General features: G+C 70.8%; 15 protein-coding genes and 1 pseudogene. 10 read left to right on the top strand and 6 right to left on the bottom strand.

Annotated features, from left to right (window positions below; genetic code table 11):
* The 4 genes and pseudogenes from AOM45_RS47385 to AOM45_RS47375 form a co-directional block, all read right to left on the bottom strand.
* Positions 1-244 (bottom strand): IS3 family transposase (locus AOM45_RS47385; RefSeq protein ID WP_156249782.1); only part of this gene is annotated, 244 nt, incomplete at its 3' end.
* Positions 241-564, bottom strand: a complete 324-nt coding sequence (locus tag AOM45_RS47380; RefSeq protein ID WP_236703849.1) for a helix-turn-helix domain-containing protein — start codon at positions 562-564, stop codon at positions 241-243. The genes AOM45_RS47385 and AOM45_RS47380, both read right to left, overlap by 4 nt.
* Before the next feature lie 33 nt (positions 565-597).
* Positions 598-726 (bottom strand): annotated as a pseudogene (locus AOM45_RS54085) (helix-turn-helix domain-containing protein); the annotation flags it as partial.
* A 96-nt stretch (positions 727-822) separates the two neighbouring features.
* A complete protein-coding gene (locus AOM45_RS47375) occupies positions 823-1,998 on the bottom strand; it encodes an ROK family transcriptional regulator (RefSeq protein ID WP_051784818.1) in 1,176 nt (391 codons plus the stop codon).
* A gap of 122 nt (positions 1,999-2,120) precedes the next feature.
* Between AOM45_RS47375 and AOM45_RS47370 the strand changes: the two genes are divergently transcribed.
* The 10 genes from AOM45_RS47370 to AOM45_RS47325 are packed head-to-tail and all read left to right on the top strand — an operon-like array spanning position 2,121 to position 12,546.
* Positions 2,121-3,635: a sugar ABC transporter ATP-binding protein gene (locus AOM45_RS47370; protein WP_030473969.1), complete on the top strand. Its 1,515-nt coding sequence runs from the start codon at positions 2,121-2,123 to the stop codon at positions 3,633-3,635.
* A complete protein-coding gene (locus tag AOM45_RS47365; protein WP_030473970.1) occupies positions 3,632-4,642 on the top strand; it encodes an ABC transporter permease in 1,011 nt (336 codons plus the stop codon). Before AOM45_RS47370 ends, AOM45_RS47365 begins: the two co-directional genes overlap by 4 nt.
* Positions 4,639-5,622 carry an ABC transporter permease gene (locus AOM45_RS47360; protein ID WP_051784819.1) on the top strand — a complete coding sequence of 328 codons (984 nt, stop codon included), beginning with the start codon at positions 4,639-4,641 and terminating at the stop codon, positions 5,620-5,622. Before AOM45_RS47365 ends, AOM45_RS47360 begins: the two co-directional genes overlap by 4 nt.
* Positions 5,623-5,663: 41 nt before the next feature.
* A complete protein-coding gene (locus AOM45_RS47355) occupies positions 5,664-6,851 on the top strand; it encodes a substrate-binding domain-containing protein (protein WP_030473972.1) in 1,188 nt (395 codons plus the stop codon).
* A 9-nt stretch (positions 6,852-6,860) separates the two neighbouring features.
* Positions 6,861-7,640, top strand: a complete 780-nt coding sequence (locus tag AOM45_RS47350; RefSeq protein WP_030473973.1) for an SCO3242 family prenyltransferase — start codon at positions 6,861-6,863, stop codon at positions 7,638-7,640.
* Positions 7,637-8,965, top strand: coding sequence for an EboA domain-containing protein (locus AOM45_RS47345; RefSeq protein ID WP_030473974.1), 1,329 nt, complete (start codon positions 7,637-7,639; stop codon positions 8,963-8,965). The genes AOM45_RS47350 and AOM45_RS47345 overlap by 4 nt, the downstream gene beginning before the upstream one ends.
* Positions 8,965-9,819 (top strand): TatD family hydrolase, encoded by an 855-nt coding sequence (locus AOM45_RS47340; protein WP_030473975.1) that lies wholly within the window; start codon positions 8,965-8,967, stop codon positions 9,817-9,819. Before AOM45_RS47345 ends, AOM45_RS47340 begins: the two co-directional genes overlap by 1 nt.
* Entirely contained in the window at positions 9,816-10,907 is a 1,092-nt protein-coding gene (eboE, locus tag AOM45_RS47335) for a metabolite traffic protein EboE (RefSeq protein WP_030473976.1), read from the top strand. Before AOM45_RS47340 ends, eboE begins: the two co-directional genes overlap by 4 nt.
* On the top strand, positions 10,904-12,292 hold the full coding sequence (locus AOM45_RS47330; RefSeq protein ID WP_030473977.1) for an alkaline phosphatase family protein: 1,389 nt from the start codon (positions 10,904-10,906) through the stop codon (positions 12,290-12,292). Before eboE ends, AOM45_RS47330 begins: the two co-directional genes overlap by 4 nt.
* Positions 12,289-12,546, top strand: a complete 258-nt coding sequence (locus tag AOM45_RS47325; RefSeq protein WP_030473978.1) for a helix-turn-helix domain-containing protein — start codon at positions 12,289-12,291, stop codon at positions 12,544-12,546. Before AOM45_RS47330 ends, AOM45_RS47325 begins: the two co-directional genes overlap by 4 nt.
* 26 nt (positions 12,547-12,572) lie before the next feature.
* Here AOM45_RS47325 and AOM45_RS47320 read toward each other — a convergent pair whose 3' ends face one another.
* On the bottom strand, positions 12,573-13,313 hold the full coding sequence (locus AOM45_RS47320; protein WP_236704093.1) for a FadR/GntR family transcriptional regulator: 741 nt from the start codon (positions 13,311-13,313) through the stop codon (positions 12,573-12,575).
* A gap of 210 nt (positions 13,314-13,523) precedes the next feature.
* Positions 13,524-16,397: a glycosyl hydrolase family 95 catalytic domain-containing protein gene (locus tag AOM45_RS47315; RefSeq protein WP_030473980.1), complete on the bottom strand. Its 2,874-nt coding sequence runs from the start codon at positions 16,395-16,397 to the stop codon at positions 13,524-13,526.
* Positions 16,398-16,409 lie beyond the last annotated feature (12 nt).

Below are 16,409 nucleotides of genomic sequence, written 5' to 3'. Positions count from 1 at the left end.
GCACGGTCTTCTTGGCCACCTGCCAGCCTTGGCGGGTCAGCACCGTGTGGATCCGCCGGTGCCCGTAGCGGCCCTTGGCCTGCTCGAACGCCTCCGTGATCGCCGCCTTGAGCTCGGCATGCGGATCGGGCCGGTCCAGGCGGGCCTGGTGATAGAAGAACGTCGAGCGGGTCAGGCCGGCGACCGCCAGCAGCACCGACAGCGGAAACTCAGCCTTGAGGGCGGCGATGATCTGGGTTTTCACCCTCGCCCCTGCTCCCTCAAGGCCCGCAATTTTTTCAGGTAGGCGACTTCCGCGGACAGCAGCAGGTTCTCCGCCCGCAACCGTTCCAGCTCACTGTCGGCAGGCGCGGACGCACCACCGGCAGGACGGCCCTTCCGCTTGGGCCGCAACGCTTCCTCGCCCTCACTGCGATACGCCCGACCCCAGGTCTCGACCAGCTTGGGCGAGGACAGACCGTGCTCGCGCGCCAGCTCGAGCGCCGTCGCCTCACCACTGACATACCGGCGCACGACCTCGAGCTTGAACTCGAACGTGAACGACGGCTTGCCCGGCTTCCTCATCAGCGCTCCCGCGCTCCGCAGCATCCAACGATCACGCAAGCGTCGCACCGCCGTCGGCGACACACCCAACCGGGTCGCCACAGCCTTCGCGCCATACCCGTTCTCGAACAACACGACAGCGGATGCCCGCTCCCGCTCAGACAACGAACTACCTGGATGCACCCCACCACTCCCCGGAGAGCCGGAACTGGATTCCCAGTCCAACTTCCGGGGAGCGGTTCACATCGACCTCACGTGGGTGAAGGCGCCCTTCATCCCTTAGCCCAGTTGCTGGTCCACGATGCCGGGTGAAAGGACGTGGTGGACCACCATGGCGGCCGCCCCGAGCACGCCTGCCACCTCGCCCGCGCGGGACGGCACGATGCGCAGGTTCTCCGTGGCCAGTGGCAGCGAACGGCGGTAGACCGCCTCCCGCACTCCGGCCAGCAGCATCTCACCCGCCGCGGCGAGGTCGCCGCCGACGACGATCAGCGAGGGGTTGACCATGCTGACGCAGGCGGCGAGCACCTCGCCGATGGTGCGGCCGGCCTGCCGGATCGCCTGGCCGGCTTCGACGTTGCCCGCGCGGACCAGCGCGACGACGTCGGCGCTGGTGTGGGCCTCCACCCCCTTGGCGCGCAACCGGGCCGCGATCGCGGAGCCGCTGGCGACGGCCTCCAGACATCCGGTGTTGCCGCAGCTGCACGCGGCGTCGTCGCTGCCCGGTGCCTGGATGTGGCCGAGGTCGCCCGCCGCGCCGACCGCACCGCGGTGCAGGACGCCGTTGCTGATGAAACCCGAGCCGATCCCGGTCGCCACCTTCACGACGATCATGTTGTCGGTGCCGGGGAACGAGTGCGCGTGCTCGCCCAGCGCCATCAGGTTGACCTCGTTGTCCACCAGCACGGGCACGTCGAACTCGGCGCGGACGTGCGCCGGCACGTCGAAGCCGTCCCAGGCGGGCATGATCGGCGGGTGGTTGGGCTTGCCCGACGAGTGTTCGACCGGGCCGGGCAGGCCGATGCCGACACCGGCCGGCGACACGGAGGACACGCCGGCGTCGGCGACCAGTTCCCTCCAGGTCTCGGTCAGGCGCGCCAGCACGGGCTCCGGCCCGTCGGCGATGTCGAGGCCGAGCCGGCGCACGGCCAGCGGGCCTCCGGCGAGGTCGGTCACGGCGACGGTCGCGTGCGTGGCGCCGACGTCGGCGGCCAGGACGGAGCGGGCGGCCGCGTTGAACGCCAGCCGGCCCGCGGGTCTGCCGCCGGTCGACACCCTGATGCCGCGATCGGTGAGGAACCCCGCGTTCTGCAGTGCGTCCAGCCTGGTTCGGACCGCGGCGCGGGTCAGGCCTGTCTGGTTCGCCAGTTCGGCACGTGTGCGCGGCACTCCGTCGAGCAGCAGCCGCAGCAGCTGCCCAGGAGACGCCGCAGGAGCCCAAGGTACGTCCGGCACGGGCCCCAGTGAACCAGGGAACACCGAGTAATGGTGACGTTCATCCGTAAGACATGTGTTATCTGGCAGAGAAGCGCCAACTTTTGATTGACAGTCGCCAATAGCCGCCCTACGTTCGCCTCATGGCTGTGACCCACGCAACACCGGGGGCGGAACACCCCGTGGCCGTCGTGCGGCTGGAAGGCATCGAGAAGAGCTTCTTCGGCGTACCGGTGCTGCGCGGCGTCGATCTCTCGTTGCGCGCGGGAGAGGTGCATGCGCTGGTGGGGGAGAACGGCGCGGGCAAGTCGACGCTGCTGAAGGTGCTGGCCGGCGTCCACCGGCCGGACGCCGGACGGATCGTGGTGCGCGACGAGGAGGTCTCGTTCGCCGCGCCGCGCGACGCGCAGGCGGCGGGCATCGCGATCATCCACCAGGAGTTCACCCTGCTCGAGCACCGCACGGTGGCCGAGAACGTCTTCCTGGGCCGGGAACCGGTGCGGCGCGGTCAGGTGGACCGGCGCGCGATGGAGACGGAGACCCGGCGACTGCTCGACTGGCTGGGAGAGGACGGCATCGAGCCCGGCACCGAGGTGGCCCGGTTGTCCGTGGCCCGCAAGCAGGTGGTGGAGATCGTCAAGGCGCTGTCGGCGGACGCCACGGTCCTCGCGATGGACGAACCCACCGCAGCGTTGGCGGACAACGAGGTCGAGCTGCTGTACGGCCTGGTGCGCAGACTTCGGGATCGCGGGATCGCGATTCTCTACGTGTCGCACCGGATGCGTGAAGTGTTCGACCTCAGCGAACGGATCACGGTGCTGAAGGACGGCGCGTTCGTCACCTGTGCGCCGACCGCCGATCTGGACACCGATCAGGTCGTGCGGCACATGGTCGGCCGTCCGCTGGAAGCGCTGTACCCCGAACGCACGGGCGTCCCCGGTGCGGTGCGGATCGCGTTGCGGGGAGCGGGAAACGAGCGGGTGCGGAACCTGACGTTCGACGTGCGAACCGGCGAGATCGTGGGCGTCGCCGGGTTGCAGGGCTCCGGTCGTTCCGCGATCGCGCGGGCGATCTGGGGCGTCGAGCCGTTCACGACCGGCACCGTGGAACTCGACGGCGTGCCGACCCGCCTCACCGGTCCGCGGACGGCCGTCCGCAAGGGCATCGGGTACGTCACCGAGGACCGCAAGGGCGAGGGCCTGGCGCTGCGGCAGTCGGTGCGGGACAACACCTTGCTCGTCCGGCGTGCGGCTTGCCGCGGCGCGGAGGCACGGCACAAGGCCGACCTGGCGCGGCTGCTGGGGTCGGTCGCCGTCGTCGCGCGCTCGCCGCACCAGGAGGTGCGCTACCTCTCCGGCGGCAACCAGCAGAAGGTGGTGCTGGGCAAGTGGCTCGCCGTGCGGCCGCGCGTGCTGATCGTGGACGAGCCGACCCGGGGCGTCGACGTCGGCGCGAAGCAGGCCCTGTACCGGTTGCTGCGCGAACTGGCGGACGACGGGATGGCGATCCTCATGATCTCCTCGGAGCTGCCCGAGTTGATCGGCATGAGCGACCGGATCCTCGTCATGCGCGAAGGAGCTCTGGCCGGTGAACTGCCCGCCGGTGCCGACGAGGAAACCGTGATGGCACTGGCCACCGGGCACGGGGCGGCGGCGTGAGCGCCGTGCGCGAGCAGGTCCGCCGGCGCAGCGGGGCACCGGCGCGGGCGAGAACGTTCGTGATCACCCCGGTCGTGGTCGTGTACCTCGCGCTGGCCGTGCTCCTGGTGATCGGCAGTGTGCTGGTGGGCCTTCACGGAGGTGTCCTCCTCGATCACGGCGGCGTTCTCAACATCCTGACGCGCGGCACGGTGCTCGGACTGGTCGCGATCGGACAGACCCTGGTGATCGTCACCGGTTCCCTCGACCTGTCGGTGGCCTACCTGGTCGGCCTGTGTTCGCTGGTGGCCGCCGAGACGATGGCGGGCAGCACGGCGATGATCGTGCCGGGTGTGCTGGCGGCGCTGGCGGTCGCGGCGGTGGTGGGACTGGTCAACGGACTGGTGATCACCGTGCTGAAGGCCAACGCGTTCATCGCCACCCTGGGCGTCGCGCTGGTGCTGCGCGGCTACCTGGAGCACAACTACACCGGCCCGGCGGGCACCGTGCCGCGCGCGTTCCAGCACATCGGCTACGACCGGATCGGGCCGGTTCCGGTGGCGGCGCTGCTGATGTTGCTGCTCGCGGCGGCGGCGTGGTGGTACCTGCGGCGCACCCGCACCGGCTACCACATGTACGCGGTCGGCGGGGATGTCGACGTGGCCCGGCTGTCCGGCGTGCGCACCGGGCGGACGATCGTCACCGCGCACGTGCTGTGCGCGGTCATGGCCGGGCTCGCCGGGGTGTTCCTGGCCGGGCGGCTGGGTTCGGGCGCCCCGTACGTCGGCACCGACGCCGGGTACGACCTGGAGTCGATCGCCGCCGTAGTGCTCGGCGGCACGGCCCTGGCGGGCGGGCGCGGTGGTGTGGCCGGCACCATCGGAGGAGTGCTAATACTGTCCACATTGGACACGATCTTCGACGACCTCGAGCTGGACTCCTTCTTCAAGGACGTCGTGCGCGGCGTCGTGCTCATCGCGGCGGTGGCGCTGTACGCCCGCCGCCGGACTGCCGGGCGGTCGGCATGAGGGCGCGGCCACGCCTGACCGGCGGCACCGGGCCCGTGCTGGTCGTGCTGCTGGTACTGCTGGTGGCACTGGCGTTCGCAGGTCCCGCGTACGCCGAGCCCAGCGGCTACCTCGCGCTGCTCAAACGTGCGGCACCGCTCGTGGTGCTGGCCGTCGGGCAGTACTTCGTGATCGTGTCCGGTGGTTTCGACCTCTCCGTCGGCTCGCTGGTCACGGCCGAGGTGGTCGTCGCCGCCCGGCTGGTCGACGGTGACGACGCGAACACCTGGTGGGTGATCGCGTTGCTGCTGGGCTGCGGAATCCTCGTCGGCCTGGTCAACGGGCTGATCACGACGAAACTGCTGGTGCCGTCGTTCATCGTGACCCTGGGAATGCTGCTGGTGCTCGACGGCGCGGTGTTCCTGTGGTCGGGCGGAGCACCGCGCGGCGCGCTGTCCCCGTCGTTCCGCGTCCTCGGCCGGGGCAGCGCCGAGGTTCCGGTCCTCGGCCAGCTGCCGTGGTCGGTGATCGTTCTGCTGGTCGTGGTCGTCGCGGCGGTGTGGTTCATGCGCGGCGGTACCGGACGCCTGCTGCTCGCGTTGGGGGACAACGAGAACGTGGTCCGGCTCGCGGGCGGCGGGGTGGATCGGCTGCGCCTGCTCGCGTTCGTGCTGTCCGCGCTGCTCGCGTCGGTCGCCGCGATCCTGCTCGCCGGGTTCGCGGGAGTGTCGGCGCAGGTCGGTGACGGCCTGGAGTTCCGTGCGATCACCGCGGTGGTGCTCGGCGGTGTCCTGCTCGGCGGTGGCCGCGGTTCGGTGGTCGCCGCGGCCGCGGGCGCGCTGTCGCTCGAAGCGCTCTTCTCCCTGTTGAACCTGCTCGGTGTCTCCGGCGCGCTCGAGTCCGCCGTGCAGGGCGTGATCATCATCGCGGCCGTGGCCTACGCCGCTCACGGAGCCGGTCTGCGGCGGATGCTGCGCCGGCCCGTTCTCGACACCGTCTGACCCCTGCCTGTACCCCGTCGAAGAAGCCGAGGAGCAGCTCAATGAACAGGAAATGGTCCGCCGCGGCCCTGGCGGGCGCTCTCACGCTGGCCGGCTGTTCCAGCGACCTTCCCGCCACGCAGGCCCCCGGCGGCACTTCCGAGTCCGCCAAGGCGAAGTCGGAGTTCTTCGACCAGTCCGAGTTCGAGCGCCAGCTCCGGTTCCGCACGGCGAAGGCGGTCGGACTGGACTCGCAGGACGGTGCCGCGAAGCCCTGGGAACAGGCGCTCGAACCGCAACTGGCCGACACGGCCAAGTACGCCAAGCCGGGCGGCGGCTACCACCTCTGCTTCTCCAACGCCTCGGTGGACAACCCGTGGCGGCAGGTCGGCTTCAAGACCATGAAGGAGGAGGTGAAGCTGCACCCGGAGATCACCAAGTTCACCGTGCTCGACGCGGAGGCCAAGGACGACAAGCAGATCAGTGACATCCAGTCGCTCGCGTCGCAGGGGTGCAGCGCGCTGGTCGTCTCGCCGAACACGACCGCCACGCTCACCCCGGCCGTCGAGGCCGCCTGCGCGACGGGCGTGCCCGTGATCGTCTTCGACCGAGGTGTCAAGACCAGTTGCCCGGTGACGTTCATCCACCCGATCGGCGGGTTCGCGTTCGGTGCGGACGGGGCCGAGTTCCTCAAGGACAAGGTGAAGCCGGGTGGCAAGGTCCTCGCCTTGCGCATCCTGCCCGGCGTGGACGTCCTGGAGCAGCGCTGGGCGGCGGCGGACCAGATCTTCTCCGGCAGCCAGGTGAAGGTGGTGGGGGTCGAGTTCACCAACGGTGACGCGGCCAAGACCAAGAGCATCGTCAACGAGTACATCCAGCGCGAAGGCAAGATCGACGGCGTCTGGATGGACGCGGGCGCCACTGCGGTCGCGGCCGTGGAGGCCTTCCAGGACGCCGGCGCGGCGATCCCGCCGTTCGTGGGGGAGGACCAGCAGGACTTCCTGCGGATGTGGGCCGACGAGAAGATGACCGCGGTCGCCCCGACCTATCCGACCTACCAGTGGCGCACGCCGGTCATCGCCGCCCTGCGCGTGCTCGGCGGCAAGCAGGTGCCGCGGGAATGGGTGCTGCCGCAGCCGAAGGTCACCCAGGACACGTTGAAGGACTTCATCAAGCAGGACATGCCACCGCTGCACTACGCCATGTGCGGCTGTGAGGGCATGCCCGGCTACCCGGCGCCCTGGAAGTAGCCCGGGATGTTGAAGGCGTACGTGGACCTGGTGCGGGCGCCGGCGGCGCTCACGGTGCTGGGCGACACGCTGGTCGGGGCAGGAAAACCGTTGCGGGGCAAGCGCTTGTTGCTACCGCTGGCGTCCGTGTCGTTGTACTGGGCGGGAATGGCGCTCAACGACTGGGCCGACCGCGACCTGGACGCGGCCGAACGGCCGGAACGGCCGATCCCGTCCGGCCGGATCAGCCCGGAGGCGGCCCTGGCCACCGCGGCCGGACTCACCGCGCTCGGTGTCGGTCTCGCCGCGGCGGCCGGGCGCAACGCACTGCCGCTCGCTTCGGCGGTGTGGGCCTACGACACCGTGCTGAAGGCCACGCCCGCCGGGCCGTTCGCCATGGCCGCCTGCCGGGCGTTCGACGTCCTGCTGGGCGGCCGGGCCGTCCTGCCCGCAGGACTGATGGCCGCGCACACCCTCGGTGTGACGGTGTTGTCGCGAGGCGAGGTGCACGGCACGTCGCCCCGCACGGCGAAAGCGGTGCTGGCGGGCACGGTGCTGACGGCGGTCGCGGCCGGCGCGTCCACCCGGCGGTTCACCGGGATCGTGGGGGCGCTGGGCTACGCGGTCACGGTGGGGCGCGCGCAGTGGCAGGTGGTCCGGCAGCCGTCGGCCGAGTCCGTCCGCGCCGCGACGAAGGAGGGCATCCACGGCATGGTGCTGCTCCAGTCCGCGCTGGCCGAGCACGGCGCCGCGCTGCCGCTCGTGCTGCCGCTGGCTCGTGCGTTGAGCAGGAAGGTGAGTCCGACATGACGTTCGACCTCGGCTACGGCACCAACGGGTTCGCCAACCACCGGCTCGACGACGCGCTCGCCGTGATCGCCGATCTCGGCTACACCGCGGTGGCGCTCACCCTCGACCACCACCACCTGGACCCGTTCGCCGCCGACGTCGTCAAGCAGACCGACCGGCTGGCCGCTCGCCTGCACGAACTGGGGCTGCGCGTCGTCGTGGAGACCGGCGCGCGGTACCTGCTCGACCCGCGCCGCAAGCACCACCCGACCCTGGTCAGCTCGGACCAGGAGGTGCGGATCGATTTCCTGATGCGTGCCAAGCAGATCGCGGTGGCCCTCGGCGCGGACTGCGTGTCGTTCTGGTCCGGAGTGGGATCGGCGGACGCCTGGGATCACCTGAAGTCGGGCGTCGCCGCGGTGCTGGAGAGCGGGCCGTCCGTCCCGATAGGACTGGAGCCGGAGCCGGGCATGGTCGTGGAACGGCTCGACCAGGCACTGCGGCTGCGAGCCGAGCTCGGGAACCCGGACCTGCTGCGGATCACCCTCGACGTCGGGCACTGCGTCGCGGTCGAGCCGCAGGACGCGGCGGCGTGCATCAGGCAGGCGGGCGACCTTCTCGTCAACGTGCAGCTCGACGACATGCTGCCGCGAGTGCACGAGCACCTGGAGTTCGGTGAGGGACAACTGGACCTGCCCGCCACGCTCGCCGCGCTGACGGACATCGGCTACACCGGCGTCGCCGCGGTGGAGCTGCCACGGCACAGCCACGCCGCACCGGACGTGGCGGCGCGGGCACTGCGAGCGTTGCGCGCGGCGCGGTGGCTGGCCGACGCGGAACGGGCGGTCCGCGCCGACCCCGGCGTGATCGACACCCTCTTCCCCGCGGCGGGAAGGGCGGTGGGAGCGGGACAGGACGCCGCACGGGTCCGCCTGCTGACCGCGTTCGCCGACGTGTCCGACGATCCGGTCGACGGCGTCACGAGGCTCTACCGGTACGGCACCTCCGCGGAACGGCGAGGTGTCCTGCGCGGACTGGCCGAGATGGGCGACCGTGCTCCGGCAGCCGGGGTCGCGTTGGTCGAGGACGCCTTGCGCAGCAACGAGACCGACCTGGTCGCGGCGGCGCTCGGCCCGTTCGCCACCCGGCACCTCGGCCGGCACGCGTGGCGGCACGGTGTGCTCAAGTGCCTGTTCATGGGCATCCCGCTGACCGTGGTCGACGGTCTCGACCGGCACTCGGACGCGGAGCTGCTGCGCATGGTGGCCGCGTTCGCCGACGAACGCCGCGCGGCCGGCCGTCCGGTGCCCGCCGACGCTCTCGCCCTGCTCGGAAAGGCATCGTGATGCGCATCTTCGACCCGCACATCCACATGACGTCCCGCACCACCGACGACTACGAGGCCATGCGCGACGCCGGCGTGCGAGCGCTGGTCGAGCCCGCGTTCTGGCTCGGCCAGCCGCGGACGAACGTCGGGTCGTTCGTCGACTACTTCGACAGCCTGCTCGGGTGGGAGCGGTTCCGCGCCGCCCAGTTCGGCATCGCACACCACTGCGCGCTCGCCCTGAACCCCAAGGAGGCCAACGACCCCCGGTGTGCCGAGGTGCTGGACGTCCTGCCGCGCTACTTGGCCAAGGACGGCGTGGTCGCGGTCGGCGAGGTCGGATACGACTCGATGACGCCGGAGGAGGACGACGCGTTCGCGCGCCAGCTGGAGCTCGCGCTGCGGCACGACCTGCCGGTCCTCGTGCACACCCCGCACCGCGACAAGCAGGCGGGCACGCAGCGGACGCTGGACGTGGTCCGCGAGTCCGGCCTGGCACCGCACCGCGTCCTGGTCGACCACCTCAACGAGACCACCGTGAAGATGGTGGCGGACGCGGGCTGCTGGATGGGGTTCTCCGTCTACCCGGACACCAAGATGGACGAGGAGCGGATGGTGGCGCTGCTCGCCGAGTATGGCACCGAGCGGATGCTGGTCAACTCCGCCGCCGACTGGGGCCGGTCCGATCCGCTGAAGACCCGCAAGACCGGGCTGGCGATGCTGGACGCCGGTTTCGAAGAGTCCGATGTGGACACCGTGTTGTGGCGCAACCCGGTCGAGTTCTACGGCCAGAGCGGCAGGCTGGCGCTCGAAGCGGTGGCGGCGGGCGCGGTCGACGCGGCCACCGGCAGCTCGGTGCTGCGGGGTGAACGGTGATCGCCTACTGCACCAACGTCCACCCGGCTCCCGACCTCGCGGGCATCCTGACCCAGCTCGACCGGTACGCGGTCCGGGTGCGGGAGGCGCTGGAGGCGGACACGCTCCCGTTGGGGCTGTGGCTGCCCGCGCCGGTCGCACGAGGACTCGCGGAGGACGGCACCGCACGGCGGCAGTTCCGTGCCGAGCTGGCGAGCAGAGGACTGACGGTCTCGACGCTCAACGCGTTCCCGTACGGCGACTTCCACGACGAGGTGGTCAAGCACGCGGTGTACTTCCCGACGTGGACCGATCCCCGCCGCCTTCAGTACACAGTGGACTGCGCGGCCGTGCTGGCCGAGCTGCTCCCCGATTCCGCTTCCTACGGCAGCATCTCCACCCTGCCGCTGGCCTGGCGGGAGCCGTGGACGGGCCGCGACGACGACCGTGCCGCTGAGGCTCTCGCCGAGCTCACGCTGTCCCTGCGCGCCGAGACCCACCGGCACGGCAGGCCGATCATGCTGGCCGTCGAGCCGGAACCGGGCTGCGTGCTGGACACCGTCGCCGACGCGGTCGGCTGGCTGGCCGGCCGCGTCGATCCCGGCCACATCGGGATCTGCCTGGACACCTGTCACCTCGCGGTGTCGTTCGCCGATCCGGCCGAGACCGTCGCGTCGATCCGCGCGGCGGGGCTGGACGTGGTGAAGGTGCAGGCGTCGGCGGCGCTGGAGGTGGCGGAACCGGGTACCGCGGCGGGCAGGAGGGCGGTCGCCGCGTACAGCGAACCCCGCTACCTGCACCAGGTCCGGGAGAACACCCCAGACGGTGTCCTGGCGGCGGACGACCTTCCGGACGCGTTCGAGACCCTGCCCGCCGAGCACCCGTGGCGCGTGCACTTCCACGTGCCGCTGCACGCTGTTCCGCCCGCACCGCTCACGTCGACCACCGACGTGCTCGTGGCCGCGGTGGCGGCGGTGGATCCCGGCACCCACGTCGAAGTGGAGACCTACACCTGGACCGTGCTGCCGGGTGCGGGCGATCTCGCCGACGGCATCGCGGCGGAACTGCGCTGGGCGGCGCGGCACCTGCGGACGGGGGTGGCGGCGTGAAACCGTTGGTGGTCCTCAACGTCGTCGGCATGACCCCGGCGCTCCTGAAACACATGCCCAATCTGTCCCGGCTGGGCTGGCAGGCGGAACTCGGCACGGTGCTGCCCGCCGTGACGTGCAGCGCGCAGGCCACGCTGCTCACCGGCCTCACCCCGGCACAGCACGGGATCGTCGGCAACGGCTGGTACTTCCGCGACCTGGGCGAGATTCACCTGTGGCGTCAGCACAACCGCCTCGTCGGCGGTGAGAAGCTCTGGGAGACCGCGCGGCGCGCCCGTCCCGGCTACACCGCCGCCAACATCTGCTGGTGGTACGCGATGGGAGCCTCGACCGACATCACCGTGACCCCTCGGCCGATCTACCACGCGGACGGGCGCAAGTCGCCGGACTGCTACGTCCGCCCACCCGGCCTGCACGACGAACTCACCGCAGCCCTGGGCGAGTTCCCGCTCTTCCAGTACTGGGGGCCCACGGCGGCACTGGCGTCGAGCGAGTGGATCATCGGCGCCGCGCGGAAGGTCCTCGCCGAGAAGCGGCCCGACCTGTTGCTGGTCTACGTGCCACACCTGGACTACGACCTGCAGCGGTTCGGACCGTCCTCACCGCAGGCGGTCAAGGCGGCGGCAGACGTCGACCGGGCGCTGGCGCCTCTGCTGGCCGACGCGTCGGACGCCACCGTCGTGGCGTTGTCGGAGTACGGCATCACCGACGCGCGCCGCCCGGTCGACATCAACCGGGCGTTGCGAGCCGCGGGCCTGCTCGAGGTCTACGCCCAGGCGGGCATGGAGTACCTGGATCCGTGGACGTCACGGGCCTTCGCGGTGGCCGACCACCAGATCGCGCACGTGTACGTCGCCGATCCCGCCGACGTCCCGAGGACGAGGGCGGTCCTCGCGGACCTTCCCGGTGTCGACGTGCTGTACGACCGGGCCGCGCAGGCGTCCGTCGGGCTGGACCACGAGCGGTCCGGTGAACTGGTGGCGGTGGCCGAGCCGGACGCCTGGTTCACCTACTACTACTGGACCGACGACCAGCGCGCGCCGGACTTCGCCCGTGGCGTGGACATCCACCGCAAACCCGGCTACGACCCCGCGGAACTGTTCTTCGACCCGGCCGACCCGCTCGCCAAGGCCAGAGCCGGGATGAACCTGGCCCGCAAGAAGCTCGGGCTGAGATACACGATGAACGTCGTGCCGCTGAACCCTTCGTGCGTGCGCGGTACGCACGGCAGGCTGCCCGACCGGGCGGCGGACGGGCCGGTGCTGTTGTGCTCGGATCCGGTGGCACCGCGAGCGGTCGAGCACACCGGCAGGATCACCGCGACCGAAGTCCGTGCTCTCCTGCTCGAACTGCAGGGGATTCCAGTGGAGGAGCTCAGCCGATGATCAGCTCCCCGACCGAGGCGCACCCGAACCGGGATTACGCCGTGGTGGTGGCCGAGGAGCCCACGGCGGCGACCCAGCGCCTGCTGAGGCTCATGCGAACGGGTGCGACCGATCCCGCGATCGCCCGCGAACTCGGTGTCAGCCTGCGCACCCTGTACCGGCGCATCGCCCGCCTGCAGGCGTTGCTCGGCGTGCAGTCGCGGTTCCAGCTCGGCGTGCTCGCCGCCGAGCTCGGGTGGCTCCGTCCGGGCTGACCGAGACGTCGGTCCTGAGCAGGCGGTCACCCGAACACGCGGCGCTGAATCTCCCGCCGGTACTCCTCGAGGGTCCTGTCGACGTGCACGGCGGCGGCCGCGGCGGCAGCGTCCTCGTTCCCCTCGCGGATGGCCCGGTAGATCGCGGCGTGCTCCTCCACCGCCTCCGCGGTGTGACTGCCGACCGCGCCGTTCCGCCCGATGACGTTGGACTGGCGCTGCAAGCGGCGCGCCTGGCGCACCGCCGCGAGGAGGAACTGGTTGTGTGACGCGGCCGCGATGCCCAGGTGGAAGTCGTCGTCGCCGCGCTCGAACAACGCCGCCTGCCCGGTGACGTGCCCTTCCCGGCACAGCTCGGCGGCGATCTCGATGGCGCGCAGCTCGGCAGGCGTCGCGCGGGTGGCCGCGATCCTCGCGGCCGCTGTCTCCTGGACCCGGCGGAACTCGAAGAGCATGTAGACGTGGTCGAGGTTGGTCGGCAGGAAGAAGCCACCCCACCGAGACGATCCCAGCATGCCGTCGTCGTCGGCCACGTAGAGCCCGCGCCCCTTGTGCGCGTGCACCCTGCCGAGCGCCGAAAGAATCTTCACCGCCTCCCGGACCACGGTCCGGCTGGTCCCCATCCGCCGGGCGAGCTCGTTCTCGGTCGGCATGCGATCGCCGGGACGCAACTCCAGCTCCGCGATGAGCTGCAGGATCCGCTCCGCCACCAGCTCGTAGCCCGGCCGGTAGGCGGCGGGCGGTGCGTGAGCGGCATCAGCATCCACCGAGAGACTCCTCGTCCTGAGCACGACTTTGCTTCTGGCAACGAGGGTACCGACGCCCCGGACGAGCAGGACGATCCATCGAACGAGGAAGGAAAGCCGGACAAGCCGGCGTTCGAATGTCGTTTCAGCACGCGGACAAGCGTGCTCAGTTCACGGCATCGAGCTCCGCGGCTGTTTCGAGAAGCAGGGAGAAACCAGGGCGATGTCGGGTCATCCTTCGACGACCTGCCACTGCTGGTTGGTGCCCGTGTTGGTGGGCCACCCGATCACGCGGGCGCCGTCGCTCGCCGAGCCGCCGTCCACGTCCGCGCACAGACCCGTGCGCACGTTGACGAGCCGGTAGTAGCCGTCACCGGTGCCGGTGAGCTTCCACCACTGGTTGTCGCTGTTGGTGTCCTGCCACTGGTCCAGCTGGGTGCCCTGGGCGGCTCCGCTCGGGCTCTCGAGCAGCCGGCCGCTGTTGCGGTTCACCAGGCGGACTGAACCGTCCGGATTGGACAGGAGCTGCCACTGCTGGTTGGCACCGCCGGACGAGGTCCACTGGACGACCTTGACACCGTCGGCCGTTCCGCTTCCGGTGACGTCGAGAACCTTGCCGCTGCGCCGGTTGACCAGTCGCACGTACCCGGCCTGCAGCGCGACGGTGACATCGACCAGCCGGCCTGCCGTCAGGGACAGGACCCTGGCGTGCGGCCCGAGCGGCGACGCGGTGACGGGCGCGGAGGTGGTCACGGACGTCATGCCGCGGCGGCTGATCAGCGTGACGTCCTGGTCGATCGCCGACGTCACGGACAGCGTGGCCGTGCGGGCGGACAGGTCCCAGCCGAGGTGGTGGACCCGGATCTGGCCACGCGCCCGCACACCGGTGATGGAGCCCTTGGCCAGTTGGCCGGGCAGGGCCGGGAGGATCTCCAGCACGCCGGGCCGGGAGTAGAGCAACGCCTCGGCCAGCACACCGGGGATCGCGTGGGCGGCGTCGGCGTTGTAGGTCTCCAGGTTCGGGTTGTGCGAGGTCATCAGCGACCGGAAGACCATGTTGTTGCCGATGATCTTGCGGAGGTTGGCGTAGACCTTCCCGCCGTCCTTGAGCCGGGTGGCGGCCAGCGCCCGGTGCAGGCTCCCGTGGGCGGAGAGGTTCTCGTCGCCGCGCAGCTCCAGTGCCCGCAACGCGGGTGCGACCAGGTCGGGCCGGGTCTCGGGAGTGATCTCGTGCAGTGGCCAGGCCCCGTACAGGTGGTGGACGTGCCGGTGGTTGTAGTTGTCGTTCAGGCTCGGCCAGGACCACTCCGCCAGGGCGTTGTCCCCGTTGATCCGGTACGCGGGCAGTTTCCCGAGCAACGCCGTCCAGCGCTGCACGCCCTGGCCGCTGCCCTGCTCCACGCCGAGCGCGTTGGCCGCGGCGATGGCGGCCTGGAGCGCGTGCTTGCCGGCCATGATGTCGCCGGTCGCGTTGACGGCGAACAACACGCGGGTGTTGCCGGGCGCGTTCTCCATCGAGAACGACGGTACGAACACGACTTTGCCGCTCGCGTCGGTCCGGGTCAGGAAGTCCTCGTAGAAGAGCGCCAGTTCCATGAGCGCGGGCCCCAGCTTGTCCCGCAGGAACGCCTGGTCGCCGGTGACCTCCCAGTACTCGACGAGCGGGTAGAGCAGCCAGTCGGCGCCGCCGGTCCAGGTCTGGCCGGGGAAGCCGGCATCGAAGTGCAGCATGTGCCCGTACTCGCCGTCGGTGCGGGACGGGGCGAGGAAACCACGGGCGCCGTAGAGGTTCCGCGCGTTGGTGCGCCACTGGGCGAGTTGACCGAGGACGAGGGTGAAGTAGCCCTGCATGGCTTCGGGGGTGTCCAGGATGTTGCCGCCGGCGACCTGGAGGTTGATGTTGGCGTCGGTGGTGAAGTCGTCGGCCCAGGCGCCGGTCCACGTGCCGGTCCAGATCCCCGTCAGCCGCGGCGGCAGGATCCCGCTGGAGCTGATGAACAGGTACCGCCCCGAGTCGTAGAGACGCTCCAGCAGCGCGATGTCGATGACGCTCTTGTTGTTGTTCTGCCTGGCGATCAGCTGGCTGACCGACAGGCCCCGGTCGGCGGCGGGGACGTTGAGGTCCAGCCGCGAGCGGTCGTACCAGGCGGTGTGGACCGCGGTGTGCCGTGCACGCAGCGCGGTGTAGTCGGTGTCGACCGCGGCCAGCGCCGCGTGCAGCGGCTGGGAGTCCCACGCGTTCGGCGTCTCGTACCGGTCGAGCTTGGTGAGCAGCAGCAGCCGCGTCGCCCTGGACACGACGATCGTGGCCCCGCTGGCGGAGACCGTGCCTCCGGTCGCGACAACGCGCGTGACGCCCTCGTAGCCGAACGCGCCCTGCCCGGCGGGATACGTGCCGCGCAGGTTCAGGTAGCCGGAACCGTTGCTGACCGCGGCCCGGGTCGCGAAGCCCACGTTGCCGGGCACTCCGTCCAACGCGGTGTACACGCTCAGGGTCGCGTCGATCGTCCGGCCGGGCGCCGGCGTCAGTTCGTGGACGATCACCCGGTCAGTGCGGGAGACGAACGCTCGGCGGGTCCACGTGCCGTTGCCGTCGGTCCAGCTGGTGCTGACCTCGCCGGTGCGGAAGTCGGTCACGCGGCCGTAGTCGTTGGCCGTGGTCATGTCCGGAGTGGCGATCCGCAGCTCGTACGCCGGGTGGTAGGTCTGGGTCCAGCGCAGCGACCAGCCTGCCGCGAAGTCCCGGTTCGCGCCGGCGTAGTCACCGGCGAGCGCCTTGTCCCGGACACTCTGCAGACGTCCCGAAATCACCGGCGGCACCAGCGATCGGGACCCGTTCGGCAGCACGAGGCGGTGGTAGTTGAAGATCACCTTCTCCAGCGTCGGCGCTCCGTACAGCGTGGCGCCGTACTCACCGTTGCCGGTGAGGAAACCGTCCGTCCAGGACGTGGCCGGACTGGTGTCGTGGACACCCCGCTCGGGCAGGGCGATCTGCGACGGCACGGCCGCCGCCGCGGTACCGGAACGCCGTCCACCGGGCAGGGCCGCGGCCCCGGTCAGCGCGGCGGCGGTGAGGAAACGCCTGCGGTCGATGGGCAGGTCCATCACGCAACTCCT

It is taken from the genome of Lentzea aerocolonigenes, from assembly GCF_000974445.1.
GTDB classification, from domain to species: Bacteria; Actinomycetota; Actinomycetes; order Mycobacteriales; family Pseudonocardiaceae; genus Lentzea; species Lentzea aerocolonigenes.
This window is presented reverse-complemented; position numbering and strand designations above follow the sequence as displayed.

Excerpts from the sequence above, each read along its gene's own strand:
- AOM45_RS47380 (WP_236703849.1), bottom strand. The coding sequence starts at position 564 with ATGAGGAAGCCGGGCAAGCCGTCGTTCACGTTCGAGTTCAAGCTCGAG.
- AOM45_RS47370 (WP_030473969.1), top strand. The coding sequence starts at position 2,121 with ATGGCTGTGACCCACGCAACACCGGGGGCGGAACACCCCGTGGCCGTC.
- AOM45_RS47360 (WP_051784819.1), top strand. The coding sequence starts at position 4,639 with ATGAGGGCGCGGCCACGCCTGACCGGCGGCACCGGGCCCGTGCTGGTC.
- AOM45_RS47355 (WP_030473972.1), top strand. The coding sequence starts at position 5,664 with ATGAACAGGAAATGGTCCGCCGCGGCCCTGGCGGGCGCTCTCACGCTG.
- AOM45_RS47345 (WP_030473974.1), top strand. The coding sequence starts at position 7,637 with ATGACGTTCGACCTCGGCTACGGCACCAACGGGTTCGCCAACCACCGG.
- AOM45_RS47340 (WP_030473975.1), top strand. The coding sequence starts at position 8,965 with ATGCGCATCTTCGACCCGCACATCCACATGACGTCCCGCACCACCGAC.
- AOM45_RS47325 (WP_030473978.1), top strand. The coding sequence starts at position 12,289 with ATGATCAGCTCCCCGACCGAGGCGCACCCGAACCGGGATTACGCCGTG.
- AOM45_RS47315 (WP_030473980.1), bottom strand. The coding sequence starts at position 16,397 with ATGGACCTGCCCATCGACCGCAGGCGTTTCCTCACCGCCGCCGCGCTG.